The 19,765-nt window shown below is 72.0% G+C and carries 14 protein-coding genes and 3 pseudogenes; 14 read left to right on the forward strand and 3 right to left on the reverse strand.

What is annotated here, in order from left to right:
* Positions 1–955: 955 nt before the first annotated feature.
* Positions 956–2,539 carry a long-chain-fatty-acid--CoA ligase gene (locus ACFSL4_RS36050; RefSeq protein ID WP_381092216.1) on the reverse strand — a complete coding sequence of 528 codons (1,584 nt, stop codon included), beginning with the start codon at positions 2,537–2,539 and terminating at the stop codon, positions 956–958.
* A gap of 215 nt (positions 2,540–2,754) precedes the next feature.
* Here ACFSL4_RS36050 and ACFSL4_RS36055 point away from each other — a divergent pair, with 215 nt between their 5' ends.
* Positions 2,755–3,921 (forward strand): TetR/AcrR family transcriptional regulator, encoded by a 1,167-nt coding sequence (locus ACFSL4_RS36055; RefSeq protein ID WP_381092218.1) that lies wholly within the window; start codon positions 2,755–2,757, stop codon positions 3,919–3,921.
* A gap of 295 nt (positions 3,922–4,216) precedes the next feature.
* On the opposite strand, the gene ACFSL4_RS36060 is transcribed toward ACFSL4_RS36055, so the two are convergent.
* Positions 4,217–5,425 carry an oxygenase MpaB family protein gene (locus tag ACFSL4_RS36060; protein ID WP_381092220.1) on the reverse strand — a complete coding sequence of 403 codons (1,209 nt, stop codon included), beginning with the start codon at positions 5,423–5,425 and terminating at the stop codon, positions 4,217–4,219.
* 197 nt (positions 5,426–5,622) lie between these two features.
* Here ACFSL4_RS36060 and ACFSL4_RS36065 point away from each other — a divergent pair, with 197 nt between their 5' ends.
* The 12 genes and pseudogenes from ACFSL4_RS36065 (at position 5,623) to ACFSL4_RS36120 (ending at position 17,616) form a co-directional block, all read left to right on the forward strand.
* Positions 5,623–7,248 (forward strand): succinic semialdehyde dehydrogenase, encoded by a 1,626-nt coding sequence (locus ACFSL4_RS36065; protein ID WP_381092222.1) that lies wholly within the window; start codon positions 5,623–5,625, stop codon positions 7,246–7,248.
* An 8-nt stretch (positions 7,249–7,256) separates the two neighbouring features.
* The gene (locus ACFSL4_RS36070; RefSeq protein WP_381092224.1) at positions 7,257–7,724 is read left to right on the forward strand and encodes a DUF4334 domain-containing protein; all 468 of its coding nucleotides are present in this window, start codon (positions 7,257–7,259) and stop codon (positions 7,722–7,724) included.
* Positions 7,721–8,779, forward strand: a complete 1,059-nt coding sequence (locus ACFSL4_RS36075) for an alcohol dehydrogenase catalytic domain-containing protein (protein ID WP_381092226.1) — start codon at positions 7,721–7,723, stop codon at positions 8,777–8,779. Before ACFSL4_RS36070 ends, ACFSL4_RS36075 begins: the two co-directional genes overlap by 4 nt.
* Positions 8,780–8,830: 51 nt before the next feature.
* A complete protein-coding gene (locus ACFSL4_RS36080; protein WP_381092227.1) occupies positions 8,831–9,994 on the forward strand; it encodes an acyl-CoA dehydrogenase family protein in 1,164 nt (387 codons plus the stop codon).
* A 97-nt stretch (positions 9,995–10,091) separates the two neighbouring features.
* On the forward strand, positions 10,092–11,300 hold the full coding sequence (locus ACFSL4_RS36085) for an acetyl-CoA C-acetyltransferase (RefSeq protein ID WP_381092229.1): 1,209 nt from the start codon (positions 10,092–10,094) through the stop codon (positions 11,298–11,300).
* Between the two features lie 127 nt (positions 11,301–11,427).
* Positions 11,428–11,994 (forward strand): enoyl-CoA hydratase/isomerase family protein, encoded by a 567-nt coding sequence (locus tag ACFSL4_RS36090; RefSeq protein WP_417822062.1) that lies wholly within the window; start codon positions 11,428–11,430, stop codon positions 11,992–11,994.
* Positions 11,906–12,244 (forward strand): annotated as a pseudogene (locus ACFSL4_RS36095) (3-hydroxyacyl-CoA dehydrogenase); the annotation flags it as partial. The gene ACFSL4_RS36090 and the pseudogene ACFSL4_RS36095, both read left to right, overlap by 89 nt.
* Positions 12,237–12,680: an NAD(P)H-dependent flavin oxidoreductase gene (locus tag ACFSL4_RS36100; protein ID WP_381092235.1), complete on the forward strand. Its 444-nt coding sequence runs from the start codon at positions 12,237–12,239 to the stop codon at positions 12,678–12,680. The pseudogene ACFSL4_RS36095 and the gene ACFSL4_RS36100, both read left to right, overlap by 8 nt.
* 276 nt (positions 12,681–12,956) lie before the next feature.
* Positions 12,957–14,066: a ribosome small subunit-dependent GTPase A gene (rsgA, locus tag ACFSL4_RS36105; RefSeq protein ID WP_381092237.1), complete on the forward strand. Its 1,110-nt coding sequence runs from the start codon at positions 12,957–12,959 to the stop codon at positions 14,064–14,066.
* A gap of 140 nt (positions 14,067–14,206) precedes the next feature.
* Positions 14,207–15,682, forward strand: coding sequence for a DNA-3-methyladenine glycosylase 2 family protein (locus tag ACFSL4_RS36110; RefSeq protein ID WP_381092246.1), 1,476 nt, complete (start codon positions 14,207–14,209; stop codon positions 15,680–15,682).
* Between the two features lie 2 nt (positions 15,683–15,684).
* A pseudogene (locus tag ACFSL4_RS36115) lies at positions 15,685–16,179 on the forward strand (methylated-DNA--[protein]-cysteine S-methyltransferase); the annotation flags it as partial.
* A gap of 204 nt (positions 16,180–16,383) precedes the next feature.
* On the forward strand, positions 16,384–17,616 hold the full coding sequence (locus ACFSL4_RS36120) for an SGNH/GDSL hydrolase family protein (protein ID WP_381092239.1): 1,233 nt from the start codon (positions 16,384–16,386) through the stop codon (positions 17,614–17,616).
* Between the two features lie 85 nt (positions 17,617–17,701).
* Here the strand turns inward: ACFSL4_RS36120 and ACFSL4_RS36125 are convergent, their stop codons facing one another.
* Complete coding sequence (locus ACFSL4_RS36125) at positions 17,702–18,682, reverse strand: helix-turn-helix domain-containing protein (protein ID WP_381092241.1); 981 nt, start codon at positions 18,680–18,682, stop codon at positions 17,702–17,704.
* Positions 18,683–19,239: 557 nt separating this feature from the next.
* Here ACFSL4_RS36125 and ACFSL4_RS36130 point away from each other — a divergent pair.
* Positions 19,240–19,765: pseudogene (locus ACFSL4_RS36130) on the forward strand (protein phosphatase 2C domain-containing protein); the annotation flags it as partial.

The raw sequence follows: 19,765 nt of genomic DNA on the forward strand, positions 1-19,765 counted from the left end.
GCGCGGACGCCGTCTAGCCAGGGGGTGTTTCGAAAGTCCCGCACAGCACCCACGGCGCCCGGCACGCTCCCCCAGGCTCTTCGAGCAGGGGGCACCCCCACTCGCCGCACCGGGCGAAACCCCGAGCACGTCCAGTACGAGGGCTTTCGTCCGGCACGCCGAGAGCACGCACCGGACACCGCGGGCACCGCACAGGACTCTCGAAACACCCCCTAGGGCTGTGAGCCCACCCTGGGCGGAGGGCTGCGTCACTGTGCGCATGGGGGCGATGCACGGGTCTTGAACAGGGCGACGGAGACGAACACGGAAAGTGACGGAGGTGAATATGTCAAGTAGCGGGCTGCGACCGGCGGGCTCGGCTCCTCGGCCTCCGATCTGACGGTGCTTGCGAGGGGGAGGGCGCGGGCACGCCCGGCTGCCGGGGTGCCTGCGGAAGGCTCCGCGCTGGTCGCACGCGCCCTGGATGCGACGTCATGGTGAAGTGTGTCGTCGGACATGCCCGGTGATCGCCGACCGGCCGGGATCCCTGATCGCCGGGTGAGAGTGCTCGATGTGTCGGGAGAGGACCGATCGGGAGTCCGGCACGGCCGCGCAAGCCGCGCATCGCGAAGACGTCCGGGAAGGGCCTGATCGCGTTCGGGTCGACCGGCTGAGGCTCCTCGATGCGGTGGACGGCCGTCTGGGGGATGCCCGGGTGCTGCAGTGCGCCCTGCGGCTGGCGATGGCCGAGCTCGGAGCGCTGGGCGGCATGGCCCACATATGCGTGCGGGACATCGCCCGAGGGCTGCGGCTGGTGGCGAGCGGCGGCCTGCCCCCGGCGTACTCCCGGCTGCGGGAGAGCATCTCCGAGGACGGCCCCGCGGGTGCGGGGAGCGGCGCGGCCGGTGCAGTGCCGGCCGTGCGTGACGGGGACCATCCCCGCGGGTGCGACGGCCGTGCGGGAACCCTTGAACCGTCAATGCGATTCGGTCCGTGCCAGGTGTCCGTGCGCGTCCTGGGCGCGCAACATGCTCTTGACGACCTTTCCGCCGGCGTTACGGGGAAGCCGGGGAACCACCACGAGGGCCTTGGGCATCTTGAAGGAGGCGAGCTTCCCGTCGAGGAAGGCGGTCAGCCTCCGCAGCGACAGGTCGGTCTCCGGCGCGACCGCGACGAACGCGACCGGCACTTGGCCCCAGCGCTCGTCGGATCTGCCGATCACCGCGACCTCCAGCACCGAGGGGTGCTCGGCGATGACGTTCTCCAGCTCGGCGCAGTAGATGTTCTCGCCGCCGCTGATGATCATGTCCTTCTTGCGGTCGGCCACCCAGATGAAGCCCTCCTCGTCCTGCCTGACCAGGTCGCCGGAGTGGAACCAGCCTCCGTGGAAGGCGTCCGCGGTCTCCTGGGGCTTGTTCCAGTACCCCTGTGTCACGGTGGGGCCTCGGTAGACGATTTCACCGATTTCGCCGACCGCGACGTCGTTCATGGAGGCGTCGACGATGCGGTACTGGACGGTCGGGATCGGCCGGCCGACCGATCCGAGCTTGCGCAGCGAGTCCTCACCCCGAAGGACGCAGGTGATCGGTGAGGTCTCGGTCTGGCCGAACACCGCGACATTGAGGGCGTCGGGGAACTTCTCCGCCATGGCTCGAAGCGTCGCGTCGCTCGCAGGCGCGGCCCCCCAGCTGATGACGCGCAGCTTGAGATCACGCTGGTCGATGCCGGGCTGAGCACAGATCAGGTCCCACTGCTGCGGCACGTTGAAGACGATGGTGGCGCCCTCGCGTTCATAGGCGTCGAGCACGGCCTGCGGATCGAAGGCCCCGAGCGGGTGGATCACCACCGTGCCGCCGACCAGGAAGTTCGCGACGATCGAACCGAGGCCCGCGATGTGGAAGAACGGTGCGGTCAGGAAGCCGACATCGGAGTCGTCGAACATCTCCATGGCCCGGATGCAGGTGATCGCCTGTACCTGCATGTTGCGGTGGGACAGCATCACGCCCTTCGGCCGACCGGTGGTGCCCGAGGTGTACATGATCAGCGCCGTGGACTCCTCGCTGATGTCGGGCAGTTCCATCGGCTCGTGCGCGGCCAGGAAGCTCTCGTAACCGGTGTATCCCTCGGCCGCGTCCGACTCGCCGATGACGATCACCGTGGCGATGGATGCGGCGGCCGGCACCGCCTGGAGCAGCGGCAGCAGCTGCGCGTCGACCACGACGGCCGAAGGAGTGCAGTCGGCCAGGATGTAGCCGACCTCCGGCGGCGCCAGCCGGAAGCTGAGCGGGACGGCCATGGCCCCCAGGCTGTTGGCCGCGAACACGCTCTCCACGAACCATGGGTGGTTCAGAGTGAGCATGGCCACCCGGTCACCCGCCTGTACGCCTCGGTCGGCGAGTGCGGCCGCCAGTCGCAGCGACCGCCGCGACAGCTCAGCCCAGGTCCTGGTGGCCCCGAGGTACCGCAGCGCGGGCTTGTCGGGCCGCATCATCGCGTGGGTGGCCGCCTGTGCCATCCAGTGGTGGCGGAAGGACCAGGCGGGAGCCGTGTCAGTGGACATGCCACTCCTCGGGTTCCGGGTGGGTGGGGGCGGGATCGTGCGTCATTATGCCTGCGATAGCGCCGGTCAAGAAGCCTTTTGTTAATGGAAAATCACATGGGAAGTGAAGGGGGAGTCACGCGCGGCGCGACCAGCGCCGCAGTGGGTTCTGACCCTCGATCGTCTTGTGATTCACTAGCGCGCATGGCCCTGTCTCCGCGTACTCCTGCCCGCCGGTGAACGCCGATCCGATCGCGGCCACTCGACCGCGCAACCGTAGGCGGCTCATCGTCGAGGCGGCCGGCCGAGTGTTCAGCGAGCGCGGCTACCACGCGGCGTCCATGGAAGAGATCGCCGCCGGTGTGGGCATCAGCGCGGCGGCCCTGTACCGGCATTTCCCCAACAAGTACGCGCTGTTCGCCGAGTGTGCGAACGTCATGGTGGACCGGCTCGTCGCAGCGCTCGACGATGTGCCGCCCGAGGCGGACCTGACGGCGGTGCTCGGCGCCGTCACCCAGGTCACCGTGGCCCAGCGCGCGTCGGGCGGCCTCTACCGGTGGGAGGCCCGGTACCTCGATCGTGAGGACCGCCGGCTCCTTTGGGCGAAGTTCGCGCGCGTTGTCGGGCGAGTGACCGAGGCGGTGCGGCGCGAGTCCCCGCTGCCGGACGCGCAGCTGCGAGCCGCGGCGGCCCTCGGGGCGATCGGGTCCATCACGATGCATCACGTCTCCATCGCCCAACGCCGGGTCGAGGATGTGCTGTCGGCGTGTGCCCTGCGCGTGGCCACGACCGACCCCGCCACGTCCGTCGGCGGCCCGCGCCCTGTCGAGCTGCCCGTCCAGCCGGTGCCGCGCACTCGGCGCGCGGAGATTCTGGCCGCCGCCGTCCCGCTGTTCGCGCGGGACGGGTTCGTCAAGGTCACCAACGGGCAGATCGCAGAGGCGGTGGGACTGACAACGTCCGCCATCTACCGCCACTACCCCACCAAGGTGGACATCCTGGTGGCTGCCTGCCTGCAGGCGGCGGGACTGCTGGCCCAGGCGGTCGACCAGAACCTCGACGAGGTGACCGACCCGCACGACGCCGTGGTCGCGCTGGCGGCGACGTACGTGGCCTACAGCTTCGAGCACACCGAGCTCACCAGCGTCGCCGAAGCCGAGGTCGCCGGCTTGCCGGCAGACCTGCGACAGCCCTTGATCCTCGCGCAGCGCGAGCACATCGCCGTGTGGGAGCAGCAACTGCGGCTGGCCCGACCGGAGTTGGATGCGCGCCAGGCCCGGGTCCTGGTGCACGCGGGGTTCGGCGTCGTGGTCGAGGCCGGTCGCAGGCTGCACTGGCAGGACACGCGCGAACACCGGGACGCCGTCACCGCCCTGGTCGTAGGTGCCCTGGGCCTGCAGTAGCGGTGCCCTCCGGCCGATCGCCGCAGGGGACCGCTGCGGACGTGGAGTCCACGACTGAACTCCCTCCAGGACAGCCCGTACCGGCGGTTCCGGGCCATGGCATGCGCGGGGTCCGCCGCGGGGGCCCTGGCGGCGAGCACGGTGCGAGTGGCGCGGGCCGGGCTGCGAATGCCCATGCCGGCTCTGAGACGGGTCGTCAGGACCTCGGGACGGAGCGGGTGTTCTGAGCCGGGCGGGAGGCGCCCCGCGACCCGCCGGGCCGGTCGCGGGGCGTCACGTGAGCGGGTCCGCCGGCTCAGGCGCCGGGCCGGTTCGCGGTGGGGAGGGTGATCGGGGTCTGCGTCGCCGAGGTGCCGTTGTTCAGGTACAGCATGGCGATGCCGCGCACGAACTGGTCGAACAGGTAGAAGCCGTCCGGCACGATGGGCGACAGCCCTTCGCGGAACTTGACGTACGCCGGCCATGCGGCCTTGATCAGGGCCCGCGACACCAGGTCGTGGGGCAGGCCGAGCCAGTCGGAGTACTCGTCGCCGATCAGGTAGCGGACCATCTCGCTGACGAACCCGGTGTCCAGGCCCAGGACGGGGTCCTCGACGTACCCGAGCAGTGTCTTGGCCAGGCTGGTGCCCTCGACCGTGGGGGCGACGACCGGCCACAGCATCTGGGTGGCCTGCTGCTGTGCGTCGGACCAGCTGGCGGGAATGAACTGGTCCTGCACGCCGAGGAGGTGGAGGGCGACCTGCCAGGCGTGCAGGTCCGCGGCCTGTTCCGCGGCCGACAGCGTGACGCCCCACTTCTGCAGGTTGTTGTGCGCGACGGTGGCCACGGAGTGGAACGTGATCAGGATGTCGCCGTTGCTGATCGGCTTCGGCTCATCCGCGGTCGCCATGAAGTGCGGCGAGTTCGGCAGCAGGTTGCGGACCGCGGAGTGCACCAGGCGCGTCTTGTTGGCGCTGACGACGAAGTGCCCCGTGGGCTCCCAGGCGCTCTCGCTGTGCAGGTCGTAGCCGAAGGTGAAGGTCTTGGCCGCGCGGGCCTTCATGTCGGCGCCGCCGGCTGACCAGTAGACCGCTCTGGCTTCCCGCGGGATCACGGTGCTCAGGATTCCGCTGCCGAGGCTCTCGGACACGAACAGATAGCTGCTCAGGCGCTTGTAGAGCTTCTGGGACGCGGCGAGCAGGGCGGAGTCGGCCCATGACGGCAGCCGGTTGACCTGCGACAGGTAGTCGGTCAGGTAGTCCGGCATGCCGGACGGCAGGGAGTCGCTGTTGTTGACCCACGACTCCCAGGCCGTGTTGACCGCCGGGATCGCGCCGTCGGCGAGGAGCCGGGCCGCCACTTCGTCCGCCGTGGGATCCCAGACCGAGAACGGGTCGGTGACCGTGTCGGTCCCGGCGATCGAGCCCGTGGACGACCACGACCATGCGTGGGACACGTCCGCCACGCTCACGAGGCCCAGCGCGGCGCCAAGCGTCAGAATGCGCCTTCTAGTGAGATTTTCCATTTACTTCCCTACTTCGGGGCAGGCTGCATCTCACCCAGCATCTGTGCCTGAAGCGCAGGATGCGAGCTGATTTCAAGGTTGCCCATAGGTGTGATTTTTGATTAACATAACGAGGCGTCACCCCGGCGGCAAGGCCTCTGCACGGCCCAGACGTCACCGCAGCCGTCCCGCACCCGTCCGGCATCCCTAGGAGCCCCATGAGCACGGAGCAGGAAAAGATCGACGCGCCTCCGCCCCGGACGGCGGCGAGCCCCCGACCCGCATGGGTGACCGACGAACTGATCGGGCAGTGGTGTGCGTGGGTGCACCGGGACGAGACCCGTCCAGAGCGGGGCGCCGTCGCCCCGGCGACCGCGGTCGCGCCGTACGATCTGTCGCCGATCGCGCCCGTCCCCGCGTGCGCCCCGGAGGACGTCGAGTCCGCCGCCGCCGCGGCCCGGGCCGCGCAGCGGGAGTGGGCGCGGACGCCGATCGCGCGCCGGGCCGACATCGTGCTCGCCTTCCACGACCTGCTGCTGCAACGGCAGGGCCAGGTGCTCGACCTGATCCAGTGGGAGACCGGCAAGGCGCGGTACCACGCCTGGCAGGAGGTGGCGCAGATCGCGGCCATCGCCCGGCACTACGCGCGCCGCACCGTGAAATACCTGGCGACCCGTCATGTGCGCGGGATGGTGCCCGGTCTGACGAAGGTCAGGGAACTGCGGGTGCCGAAGGGCGTGGTCGGGGTCGTCTCCCCGTGGAACTATCCCCTTTACCTCGGGGTTGGCGATGTGATCCCGGCGCTGCTGGCCGGCAACGCCGTTGTCTCCAAGGCGGATTCCCAGGCCGCGCTGACCATGCTGTGGACTCGCGCCCTGCTGGCCGAGGCGGGCCTGCCCGCCGATCTGTGGCAGATCGTTGCCGGTGACGGCGCCGTGGTCGGGACCGCCGTCGTCGACACCGTCGACTTCGTCTGCTTCACCGGGTCCACCGCCACCGGACGCACCGTCGCGGAGCGCGCCGCCCGGCGACTCATCGGCTCCTCCCTCGAACTCGGCGGGAAGAACCCGCTGATCGTGCGCGCCGACGCCGACATCGCCGCCGCGGCGGCGGGCACGGTCGTGGCCGCCTTCGCGAACACCGGGCAGATGTGCATCCACATCGAACGCGCCTATGTGCACGAGAAGGTCTACGACGCGTTCCGCGACGAGTTCGTAAGGGCGACGAAGGCGCTGCGGCTCGGACAGTCCTACGACTACTCGGCGGACATCGGGTCGCTGGTCTCGCCGGCGCAGCTCGCGGCGGTCGAGGCCCATGTCGACGACGCGGTGGCCAAAGGAGCGACCGTGCTCGCGGGCGGCCGGGCCCGGCCCGACATCGGGCCGCTGTGCTACGAGCCGACGATCCTCGAAGGCGTCACCTCCGAGATGGCCGTCTGCGCGGTGGAGACGTTCGGCCCGGTCATCTCGCTGTACCCCTATGCCACGGACAGCGAGGCCCTGAGGCTGGCCAACCAGGGGGCTTACGGTCTGTCGGCGTCGATCTGGTCGAAGAACACCCGCGAGGCCGAGCGGATGGCCGGGTTGATCCGCTCCGGATCGGTCAACATCAACGACGGTGCCGCCGCGGCGGCCGGCAGCATCGAGGCCGGCATGGGCGGCATGGGCGACAGCGGACTCGGCCGCCGCCACGGGGCCGAGGGCATCCTCAAGTACACCGAGAGCCAGACGGTCGCCGTGCAGCGCATCAGGCCGCTCGGCCCGTCGCCGAAGCAGCCGGTGGAGAGCTTCGTCCGCCGCACCAACGGCCAACTGGCCCTGATGCGTCGGCTGGGTGTGCGATGAGCGGCGGCATGCCCCCGGTACCCGAGCGGTGGCGAGCCCTGCGGGCAGCGGCGGGCCCGATAGACCCGGGCGAGCTCGACGCCCTGTGGGCGGACCTCAAGACCGTCGACGCTTCGTCGATCCTCGGCTCCTGGCGGGGTTTCGCCTTCCCGACGGGCCATCCCGTCGAGCGGGTGCTGACCGGCAGCCGGTGGCACGGCAAGAGGTTCGTCGCACTGGACGACGCCAAACCGCTGATCTGCCGGGCGCAGGACGGCGGCCTCTACTCCGACACCGCCTCGGGCCGAGGCGAGGCCAGCCTGTGGAACATCGAGTTCCGCGGCGAGGTGACCGCCACGATGGTGTACGACGGCATGCCGGTTTTCGACCACTTCAAACAGGTGGACGACGACACCCTCATGGGCGTGATGAACGGCAAGGCGGCTGCCGTGTCCGCCGACGGCCACCTCTTCTACTTCGGCCTGGAGCGCGAATGAAGATCTCCGCGCTGCTCTCGCGCGGCTCCGCGCCCAGCGAACTCGTCGAAGCCGAGCTGGACGACCCACGGCCCGACGAGGTGATCGTCAGGATCGAGGCGGTCGGGGTGTGCCACACGGACCTCGTCACCCGCAAGAAGCTCGGCGAGCGGCCGGCGGTCCTCGGCCACGAGGGCTGCGGCACCGTCGAGTACCTGGGTTCGTCCGTCGACGGGCTCGCGGTCGGGGACCGGGTTGTGATCTCCTTCGCGTCGTGCGGAGGATGCGCCCAGTGCCGGGCCGGCCGGCCGGGGTATTGCGCCTGGGCGACCGCGCTCAACGGTTCGGGGCGGCGGCTGGACAAAACGCCGACCATACGCGTCCGCGACGAGCCGGTCTTCGGGGCCTTCTTCGGCCAGTCGTCGTTCGCCACGGCCGCGTTGGCCGATGCCGGATCATGCGTTCCGGTCGGCGACGTGCCACCGGCAGCCGTCGCATCCTTGGGCTGCGGATTCCTGACCGGCGCGGGCGCGGTGCTCAACGTCCTTCGCCCTCGGCCGGGTGACCGCCTGCTGGTGGTCGGCGCCGGCGGCGTGGGCGCCGCCGCAGCACTGACGGCTCTTTCCGAAGGCGTCGAGGTCGTCGTGGCGGAGCCTGTCGCGGCGCGCCGCGCACTCCTAGCCCGGTACGGTGCCACGGCCGTCGCCTCGCCGGCCGACTCGATCCCGGCGGTGACCCACGCGCTGGACACCACGGGGCGGCCCGAGTCGATCGCTCGCGCACTCACCCTGCTCCGGCCGCACGGTGTGTTGGTGCTGGTCGGGCTCGGCCCTGCCGAAGTCAGCCTCGACATGCGGACTTTGATGTTGCGTGGGCTCCAGGTGCGCGGCTGCGTCGAGGGCGATGCCGAACCATCGGTCCTGATACCCGAACTGGTCCGGCGGTACCGGTCCGGTCTCCTGCCCCTCGACCACCTGGTGACCACCTACCCCCTGGGCGACTTCGATCGGGCGGTGGCCGACCAGCAGGCCGGAGTGACGCTGAAGCCGGTTCTCCTGCCGGGGAGCCGACGCTGACCGCGCGCACTGCCTTTCCCCCCCCGATCATGATCTGGAACAGGAGTTCTGATGGCCGATGTGATCTCCGCGGAGCGGTCGCTGTACGAGGACGAGCACGAACTCCTGCGGGAGACGGTTCGTGCGTTCGCCGACAAGCACGCGGCCCCGCACGCCGAGCGGTGGCGGGCCGAGGGCAAGGTCGACCGCTCGCTGTTCCAGGAGGCCGCCCGCGCCGGGATCCTCGGTTTCAACATCCCCGAGGAGTACGGCGGCGGCGGGGTCACCGACTTCCGCTTCAACGCCGTGATCGGTGAGGAGTTCTCGCGCCGTCCGGTGTCGGACGGGCTCGCCGGGGTGGTGCTGTCCAACGACATCGTCGTGCCCTACTTCACCGACCTGACCAACGACGAGCAGAAGGCCCGCTGGCTGCCTGGCATCGCCGCCGGTGAGTTCATCGTCGCGGTGGCGATGACCGAGTCCGGGACCGGCAGCGACCTGGCCGGCATCACCACCACCGCCGTCCGTGACGGCGACGACTACGTGGTCAACGGCAGCAAGGTCTTCATCTCCAACGGCCAGAACGCCGACCTCGTCGTCACCGCCGTCCGGACCGGTCCGGACCGCCACAGCGGGATCAGCCTGCTGGTCATCGAGGCCGATCGTCCCGGCTTCTCGCGCGGCCGCAACCTGGAGAAGATCGGCCTGCACGCCCAGGACACCAGCGAGCTGTTCTTCCAGGACGTCCGAGTGCCGGCCGCCAACCGGCTCGGTGAGGAAGGTTCGGGCTTCACGTCCCTGATACGCAACCTTCCGCAGGAACGGATCTCGATCGCCGCGGGCGCCGTGGCCTCCGTCGAGGGGGTGCTCGAACGCACCCTGGAGTACGTCAGGGAACGCAAGGCGTTCGGCAGGCCGATCGGCTCCTTCCAGAACACGCGCTTCGAACTGGCCGAGATGGTCACTACCGCCCGGGTGGGCCGCGCCTACCTCGACGATCTGCTCGCCAGGCACTCCTGCGGCGAGCTCACGGCGGTGGACGCCGCGGCTGCGAAGTTCTGGGCCACGGAGCAGTACGTCACCATCGTCGGGCGCTGCCTGCAACTCCACGGCGCCTACGGCTACATGCTCGAATACCGCATCGCCCACGACTACCTCGACTCGCGCATCACCACCGTCTACGGCGGCACCACCGAGATCATGAAAGAGATCGTCGGCCGCGACCTGGGCCTGTAGACCCCCGCTGAGGCGCCCCGGGGGGAGATCTCCCGCGCCGAGCGCTCCGGTGTCCGAGCCGTTCTGCACAACGTCCCGTCCCGAGAAAGGGGGCGTCGTGTCCGACGCCTACATATACGACGCCGTCCGGACGCCGCGCGGCAGGAACCGCGGCGGCGCGCTCCACGGCACCAAGCCCGTCGACCTGGCCGTGGGGCTGATCCACGCGATCCAGGAGCGCACTCCCGCACTCGACCCGAGCCGCATCGACGACCTCGTGCTCGGTGTCGTGTCGCCGGTGGGCGAGCAGGGCGGCGACATCGCCCGCACCGCCGCCCTGGTTGCAGGGCTGCCGCACACGGTGGCCGGTGTCCAGATCAACCGCTTCTGCGCCTCCGGCCTGGAAGCGGTGAACCTCGCCGCACAGAAGGTCGCCTCCGGCTATGAAAGCCTCGTGCTCGCGGGCGGGGTCGAATCGATGTCGCGGGTCCCGATCGGCTCGGACGGCGGGGCCTACGCGCAGGATCCCACCACCGCGTACGACGCGTACTTCGTGCCCCAGGGCATCGGCGCCGACCTGATCGCGACCCTGGAAGGCTTCAGCCGCGAGGACGTCGACGCCTATGCCGCCCGCTCGCAGGAGCGGGCCGAGACCGCCTGGCGCGAGCGCCGCTTCAGCAGGTCGATCGTGCCCGTCCGTGACCTCAACGGCGTGCTGGTGCTCGACCACGACGAGCACCGCCGGCCCGGCACCACGGTGGAGAGCCTCGCGTCGTTGCCCGCGTCCTTCGCCGCCGTCGGCGCGCAGGCCGGCTTCGACGCGGTCGCGCTGCAGAAGTACCACCACCTGGAGCGGATCAACCACGTCCACCACGCCGGCAACAGCTCCGGCATCGTCGACGGCGCCGCGCTGACCCTGATCGGCACCCGGGAGATCGGCGAGCGCCTCGGTCTCGTCCCGCGCGCCCGCATCGTGGCGACCGCCGTCACCGGCGCGGAGCCGACCATCATGCTCACCGGCCCCACGCCGGCCACCAGGAAGGTTCTCGCCAACGCGGGCCTGGAGATCGACGACATCGACCTGTTCGGGCTGAACGAAGCCTTCGCCGCGGTCGTCATGAAGTGGCAGCGCGACCTCAAGGTCCCCGACGAGAAGGTCAACGTCAACGGCGGTGCCATCGCGCTGGGCCACCCGCTGGGCGCCACCGGAGCCATGATCCTCGGCACCCTCCTGGACGAACTGGAGCGCACCGGCGGACACCGCGGCCTCGCGACGCTGTGCGTCGGCGCCGGGATGGGCATCGCCACCGTCATCGAGCGCCTCTGACACCCTCCGGACTCACCGCATACCGAAGAGAGCCAGAGACATGACCGAATCCGCCATCACCTACGCCCGCGACGCAGACGGCATCGTCACCCTCACCCTGGACGACCCCACCTCGTCGGTCAACACCATGAACGACGCCTTCATGACCGGCCTGGAGCAGTGCGTCCCACGGCTGGAATCAGAGCGCGACGAGATCGCCGGCGTGCTGCTCGTGTCCGCCAAGAAGACCTTCTTCGCCGGCGGTGATCTGAACCGGCTGCGTGCGGGCAGCGCCGAGAAAGCCGCCGAGGAGACCGCGTACATCAACCGGATGAAGGGCTGGATGCGCCGACTGGAACAACTCGGCAGGCCGGTCGTCGCGGTGCTGAACGGCACCGCACTGGGCGGCGGCCTCGAAGTCGCCCTCTGCGCCCACCACCGGATCGCCGCCGACCTGCCCGGCAGCCGCTTCGGCCTGCCGGAGGTCAGCCTTGGACTGCTTCCCGGCGGCGGAGGCATCACCCGCACCGTGCGCATGCTCGGCCTGCACAAAGCGCTCTCGGAGGTGATCCTGCCCGCGAAGAAGTTCACCCCCCGGGCAGCGCTGGCCCTCGGCCTCGTCGACGAGCATCTGGCCTGGTGTCCGCGAGCGGTACGGCTCGGGGCAGCGCGTGCTGCCGATCGAGGACCTCCAGGAGCGGATGCTCTTCGCTGAAGCCCTCGACGCCGTCGACTGCCTCGACAACGGCGTGCTGACGAGCGTGGCCGACGCCAACATCGGCTCGATCCACGGCATCGGCTTCCCGGCGTGGACCGGCGGCGTCCTGCAGTACGTCAACCAGTACGACGGCGGACTGCCCGGTTTCGTCACCAGGGCGCGGGAACTCGCCGCGACCTACGGCGAGCGGTTCCTGCCGCCCGCATCGCTGGTGGAGCGCGCCGAGCGCGGTGAGATCCTTGCGTGAGGACGGCCCGGCCGGAACCCTGCTGCGCACCAGGTTGACCGAACTCCTGGGGATCGAACACCCCATCGTCCAGGGCGGGATGATGTGGGTCTGCCGGGCGGAACTGGCCGCCGCCGTCTTTGAGGCGGGCGGCCTGGGCATCATCACGGCCCTCACCCAACCCACCCCGGCGGACCTCGCGCGCGAGATCGAGCGCACGCGCAGACTCGCCGACAAGCCGTTCGGTGTCAACCTCACCATCCTGCCGACGATCACACCCCCGCCTTACGACGACGACCGGCGGGCCATCGTCGACTCCGGGGTGACGATCGTCGAGACCGCGGGATCGAGTCCCGATCTGGTGAGGCGGATCGTGAGCGAGGCGCACGACGTGATCACGCGAGTGACCGGACTGTTCGCCAAGGGCTCCCGGCTGCAGCGCGCAGGCGGAACCTGATGCGGCTCCTCGACGGGCACGGGCTGTGACCCTGCCGAAAATCGGTGGCGCCCGAGTGTGCGTGCCTCTAGGGTGAGGTTCGCTTCTCGCAGCGGCTGTCGGCCGCTGCTGTCGGCCGAGTGAGGAACGGGAGGTGTGACCGATGGCTGTCTCTGTGACGGGCGCTGCCCGCAATCAGAAGTTCATCCACTCCACCTCCGCGGTCTCCGGCTGATCTTTCCTGTTTCTTCGCGCCTGCGAGTGCGCGCGGCCGGGGCCCTTTGTGAAGGGTTCCCCTTGAATCTCTCTTCTCTTTCGGCTTCTTCCGCTTCCTCGCACCTTCTGGCCCCTTACGGCTGGGACGAGGGGTGGGAAGCGGAGTTCGCTCCGTATGCCGAGCAGGGTTTCCTGCCCGGCCGTGTCGTACGTGTCGACCGCGGCCAGTGCGACGTTGTCACCCCCGTCGGCACCGTCCGAGCCGACACCGCCTTCGTCACCCCGCACGACCCCCTGCGGGTCGTGTGCACCGGCGACTGGGCCGCCGTCGAACCCGCGGGCACCCCCCGCTACGTACGGGCGTATCTGCCGCGCCGCACCGCTTTCGTGCGCTCCACCTCCTCCAAGCGGTCCGAGGGGCAGATCCTCGCGGCCAACGTCGACCACGCCGTCATCGCCGTCTCCCTCGCCGCCGAACTGGACCTGGGCCGCCTCGAACGCTTCCTCGCGCTGGCCTGGGAGTCCGGGGCGCAGCCCGTCGTGGTGCTCACCAAGGCCGACCTGGTGCCGGACGCGGTGACGCTCTCGTACCTCCTCCAGGACGTGCAGCAGACCGCGCCCGGGGTGCAGGTGCTGCCGGTCAGTTCGCGGCGCGGAGAAGGACTCGACGCCCTCGCCGCGCTCCTGGCTGGCGGCACGGCCGTGCTGCTCGGGCAGTCCGGCACGGGGAAATCGACCCTCGCCAACGCGCTCCTCGGCGAGGACGTCATGACGGTGCGGGAGACCCGGGACGTGGACGGCAAGGGCCGCCACACCACCACCACGCGCAATCTGCTCGCCCTGCCCGGCGGAGGCGTCCTCATCGACACCCCCGGTCTGCGGGGGGTGGGGCTCTGGGACGCCGGGAGCGGCGTGGGCCAGGTGTTCTCCGAGATCGAGGACTTCGCCGCCCGCTGCCGCTTCCACGACTGCGCGCATGTCGCCGAGCCCGGCTGCGCGGTGCTCGCGGCGGTGGCGGACGGAGAGCTGTCCGAGCGGCGGCTGGAGAGCTACCGCAAGCTGCTCCGGGAGAACCAGCGGATCGTGGCGAAGACGGATGCCCGGGTACGGGCCGAACTGCGGCGCGAGTGGAAACGCAGGGGGGCCCAGGGCAGGGCGGCGATGGAGATGAAGCGGGGGCGTCGCCGCTGAGGGGCGGCGCGGGGGACGGGCGATGGAGATGAAGCGGGGGCGTCGCCGCTGAGGGGCGGCGCGGGGGACGGCGGCCGGGGACTCGGTGTCCGAAACCCGCCGGACCCGTCCCCCTCCCGTCGACCAGACTGGAAGGCGTGATAGACGAAGACACCAGGTACGAGGCGGTACGCAGCCGGGACGCCCGGTTCGACGGGGAGTTCTTCTTCGCCGTCGAGACGACCGGGATCTACTGCCGACCCAGCTGCCCCGCCGTGCCGCCGAAACGGCGGAACGTGCGGTTCTATCCGACGGCGGCCGCCGCGCAGCACGCCGGGTTCCGGGCCTGCCGGCGGTGCCGTCCGGACTCCGTGCCCGGCTCCGCCGAGTGGAACGTGCGCGCGGACGTCGTGGGGCGTGCCATGCGCCTGATCAAGGACGGCGTGGTCGACCGCGAAGGCGTCTGCGGGCTCGCCCGGCACCTCGGGTACAGCGCCCGCCAGGTGCAGCGGCAGCTCACCGCCGAGGTCGGCGCCGGACCCGTCGCGCTGGCCCGCGCGCAGCGCGCCCACACGGCACGCGTCCTGCTGCAGACCACCGCGCTGCCGGTCACGGAGATCGCCTTCGCGGCCGGGTTCGCCAGCGTGCGCCAGTTCAACGACACGGTCAGGGCGGTCTACGCCGCCACCCCGAGCGAACTGCGTGCCGCCGCACCACGCGGCGGACCGGCCGTGCGCCGCCCGGAGGCCGCGTCCGCCGGGATCCCGCTGCGGCTCGCCCACCGCGGCCCGTACCAGTCCACCGCCGTCTTCGACCTGCTCGCCCGCGAGGCGGTCGCGGGCGTCGAGGAGGTCGACGGTCCGCGCGGCGGCCGTACCTACCGCCGTACGCTCCGGCTGCCCTACGGCACCGCCGTCGTCGCCGTCGAGGAGCGGCGGCAGGGCGGCCGGGCGCCCCACCGGCCAAAGGCGAGGCAGGCCGCCCACCCCGGCGGCTGGCTCGACGCCCGGCTCCACCTCACCGACCCGCGCGACCTCACCACCGCCGTCCAGCGGCTGCGGCGGCTGTTCGACCTCGACGCCGATCCGTACGCCGTCGACGAACGCCTCGGCGCCGACGCCCGGCTCGCCCCGCTGGTGGCGGCCCGCCCCGGACTGCGCTCGCCCGGCGCGGCCGACCCGGAGGAGCTCGCCGTGCGCGCCCTCGTCGGACGGTCCCGGGCCGAGCGGCTGGTCCAGCGGTACGGGAAGGCGCTGGACCTCCCGTACGGCACCCTCACCCACGTCTTCCCGGAGCCGGCCGCGCTCGCCGGCGCCGCGTCGGCGGGCAACGCCGGGACCGGCACCGCGGCCGGGCCGCACGGTACGCTCGCCGCCCTCACCTCCGCCCTCGCCGACGGCACCCTCCGCCTCGACGCCGGCGCCGACCGCGACGACGCGCACGGGGCGCTGCTCGCGCTGCCGGGCATGGACCCGAGCACCGCCGCGGTCATCCGCACCCGCGCCCTCGGCGACCCCGATGTGGCGCCACCCGGCGAGGACCTGCCCGAAGCGTGGCGCCCGTGGCGCTCCTACGCCGTTCAGCACCTTCGGACAGCGGTTGAACCGATCCAACCGGACGCACAGGAAGACCACTGACCATGGCTCAGCACGACGCCGTCCACTACACCGTGCTCGACAGCCCCGTCGGCCGCCTCCTGCTGACCGCCGACGCGTCGGGCGCCCTCACCTCCCTGTCCGTGCCGGGGCAGAAGGGCGGCCGCACCCTCCGGCCGGAATGGCGGCACGCACCCGCCGCGTTCCGGGAGGCCGAGCGGCAGCTCGCCGCCTACTTCGCCGGTGAACTCAAGGAGTTCCGCCTTGAGTTCCGCACGGACGGCACCGCGTTCCGCGAGCGGGTCTGGGCCGCGCTCGCCGCCGTGCCGTACGGCGCGACCACGACCTACGGTGCCATCGCCGCCCGGATCGGGGCGTCCCGGGCCGCCGTCCGCGCCGTCGGCGGGGCGATCGGCGCCAACCCTCTGCTCATCGTCCGCCCCTGCCACCGGGTGATCGGCGCCGACGGCTCCCTCACCGGCTATGCGGGCGGTCTCGACCGCAAACTGCGGCTGCTCACCCTGGAAGGCGCGCTCCAGCCGCCCTCCGCCCCGGCCTCCCACGCGCTCTCCGCCCCGGCCTCCCACGCGCCCTCCGGCCTGCTCTCCACCCCGCCCTCCGACCCGCCCGCCGTGCGCCCGAAAGGGTGAAGCGGTGTTGCCTCCCCGGCGTGTCGTGGGAAGCCATGGAGAGCTCGCCGGTCCCGTGCCACGGAGACCGCAGGGGAGGAAGGGCGCGTCCACATGGTCCACCCGCAGCGCGCCGCCGGAGCCCGGCGCCGGTGCCTCGCCGTCCTGGCGCTCACCGTCGTGTCCACCGCGGCCACCTTCCCGGGCGCGTCCACCCGCCCGGAGACGGCCCCGCGATGGACCGGCACCTGGGAGGCCGCCCCCTCCGGAACGGCCCCCGCCCTGCCGGACGCCTCGATCCGCAACGTCGTGCACACCAGCGTCGGCGGCGGCGCCGTCCGCGTCCGCATCACCAACCGCCTGGGCACGGCGCCCCTCCGGCTGGACGCCGTCACCGTCGCGTTGCAGCGCCCGGACGCCCCCGCGAGCCCCGACGCGGTCCCGGGCTCCCTGCGCACCGCCACCTTCGCCGGGGCCACCTCGGTGACCGTCCCGCCGGGCCAGGACCGCGTCACCGATCCCGTCCGGCTGAGGGTCCCCGCCGACGCCAACCTCCTCGTCACCGTGCACACCCCCACCGACTGCGGCCCGGCGACCTACCACCGCACCGCCCTGCAGCCCAACTTCCTCGCCCGGCACGGCAATCGAGCCGGCGACACGGGCGGGGCCGCCTACACCACCAAGGTCTCCCACTGGTACTACGTGACCGGCGTCGACGTCCTCGGGCCGGCCGCCGGCAGCGTCGTCGCGCTCGGCGACTCGCTCACCGACGGCAACGGATCCACGTACGGCGCCAACCACCGCTGGCCTGACCGGCTCGCGCAGCGCCTGCGTGCCGCCCGGCCCGCGAGCGGCCGGCCCGGCGTGCTGAACGCCGGGATCGCGGGCAACCGCCTCCTGCGCGACGGCGTGGGCCCCAGCGCCCTGGCCCGCCTCGACGCCGACGTCCTCTCCCGCACGGGAGCGCGCACGGTGATCGTCCTGGAGGGCGTCAACGACCTCAAGGGCACTCCGCCCCTGACCGATCCGGGCGCCTTCGTGCGCGCGTACCGCCGGATCGTGGCCCTTGCGCACGCCCAGGGCCTCCGCGTCGTCGGTGCCACCCTCACCCCGTTCGGCGGCAACAGGGGCTGGACGCCGGCCCGCGAGGGCGCACGGCGGGAGATCAACGCCCTCATCCGCGGCGGGCTGTTCGACGTGGTGGCGGACTTCGACGCCGCCGTCCGTGACCCCGCCCGCCCGGACCGCATCCGCCCGGCCTACGACCAGGGCGACCACCTCCACTTCAACGACGCGGGGATGAAGGCGCTCGCCGACGCCGTCGACCTGGCCGCTCTGACCCGCTGACCGGACCCGCGTCCCGGCGCGGGGCCCAGGGACACCGGCACCGTGCCGATGAGCACGTCCGGGCGGCGTCCGGGGACCGCGCGGATCAGTCGCGCGCCACCCAGCCCCGTTCGTACGCGTGCCAGCCGAGTTGCAGCCTGGTCGTCACCCCGGTCAGTTCCATGAGCCGCTTCACCCGGCGCTGCACGGTCCTCAGCCCCAGGTCGAGCTGCTTGGCGACACTCGCGTCGGTCAGCCCGGCCAGCAGGAGCGACAGCACCTCCAGATCGATGCCGTCGGGGCCGTCCGGTCCCTGCTCGGTGACGCCGGACGCCCCGAGCCGCAGGGGCAGCGCCTCCCGCCACACCGACTCGAAGAGACCGGACAGCAGTTCCAGCAGTCCGCTCGCGTGCACCACCAGCGCGGCCGGCTCCGCGGTGTGCGAGGTCAGCGGCACCATGGCCAGCGACCGGTCGGCGACCACCAGCTTGGTCGGCACCGTGTCCGCGACCCGCACCTGTTCGTCACGGGCGAGCGCGGTGTGCAGCTCGGTGATGCCGTCGGGCCCGTCCAGCACCGCCCGCTCGACCACCACCCGGTAGCGGACCCCGCGCCCGGCCGCCTGCTCCTCCGCGTGGTTCTCCATGCCAGTCACGGCCACGGGAGCGCCGGTGACCAGGGCGCACACCTCCTCGGCCGCGCCGAGCTGGAGCTGCAGAAAACGCTGGGTGACCGCGGCGGCGCCGGTCACCACCTCGACCAGGTCGTGCACCGCGGGCTCCCCGGCCGCCGCCCGGTACTCCTCGGCGAGGAGCGCGGCGGTCAGCTCCGCCTGCTCCAGCTCGTGCCGCTGCTGGGTGAGCAGCGCGCCCAGTGCCACCCGCGGCGGTGCCGCCACCCAGCGGCCCGGCCGGGCCGACGACTGGGCCGCGAGGCCCTGCCGTTCCAGACGGCGCAGGGCGCGCTCGGTGTCGTGCTCACCGAGCATCAGCCGCCGCGCCAGATCCGGCACGTCGGCGGCGCCCACGGACACCAGTGCCCGGTATGCCGACTCGTGCGTCTCGTCCAGCCCTATCGCTGCCAGCATCAGCCGTTGTCCCTCCCCGAAGACAAGACCCCGCGGTGCGGTCCGTGGCCGAGAACGGCCACGGTGCAAACCCGCCCCGGCACATCATCGCCGTACCTCCTGTCACTCTGCCAAGGTGACGCCACCGCGGTGGCGAGCGCCATCCGCAATGCCCGGAATGGGGCGACCCGGCCTGCGCGGACACGGGCGGGCGACCCTGGGAGGGGACCCGGGGAAGGCCGGCCCCGGTCGTCGCACACGACGCCCCGGAGTGCCGGGCACCACCCCGGGCGACGAGTCGCACACCGGTCCACCGGGCCGGGGGTGGCCGGGGCCCTGAGAGCGTGACGGGCCCGGAGGCGTGCCGGACCCGGTCACCGCGGTGCCGCCGGGCGGTTCCCCTGTGTGTGTGGGGGGCGGGATTGCCCGGCGTGGGCCCGTCCCGTATCGCCGGTCGCGTCACCGGTCGAGTCGCCGTTCGAGCCGGGTGACCCGACACGCCGTCAGGAGCCTTTCGCCCGGCCGGATTTTCCCGATGCCCCGTTTTCACAGGGCCCGCGCGGTGGACAATTGGGGGCATGAGCCAACAGGGGGAGAGGCCCACCGGCCACGAGGACGACTGGTGGGGGCAGTTGTACGACGACTCCGCCGGGGACACGGGGGCGGCTCCCGCCGCTGACAGCCTCGACGACCGTTTCGCCTCGGCAGCGGGAACCGTGGGCTCGGGGGTGACCGGGGACGGGCCCGAGGCACCGTCGACGGTGCCGGGGCAACGCGCGGCGGGACCCCGGCCCGGCACGCCTGCGGATGCGGCCTCCCCGCCCTCGGGCCGTCCCCCTGCGCCGCTCGCCGGGGAGGACCCCCGTCGGCTCGGCGGTCCCGCCCAGCGGCCCGCAGCATGGGATCCCCCGGCCGGCCGGCCACCGGACCCCTCGACCTTCCCGCCCGGACGCACTCCACCGGGATTTCGCGCGGAGCCCCCGCACGACGCCACCCCGGGCGGCCCGCCACCCCTGCCGGGCCGCCCGCCGACGGACGCACTCCCGACGAGCGGGGCGGCCGGGGCCGACGGGGCCGCGCCCGGTGCGCCGCCGCCCGTCGGCC

The organism is Streptomyces caeni (assembly GCF_042678285.1).
Taxonomy (GTDB): domain Bacteria; phylum Actinomycetota; class Actinomycetes; order Streptomycetales; family Streptomycetaceae; genus Streptomyces; species Streptomyces caeni.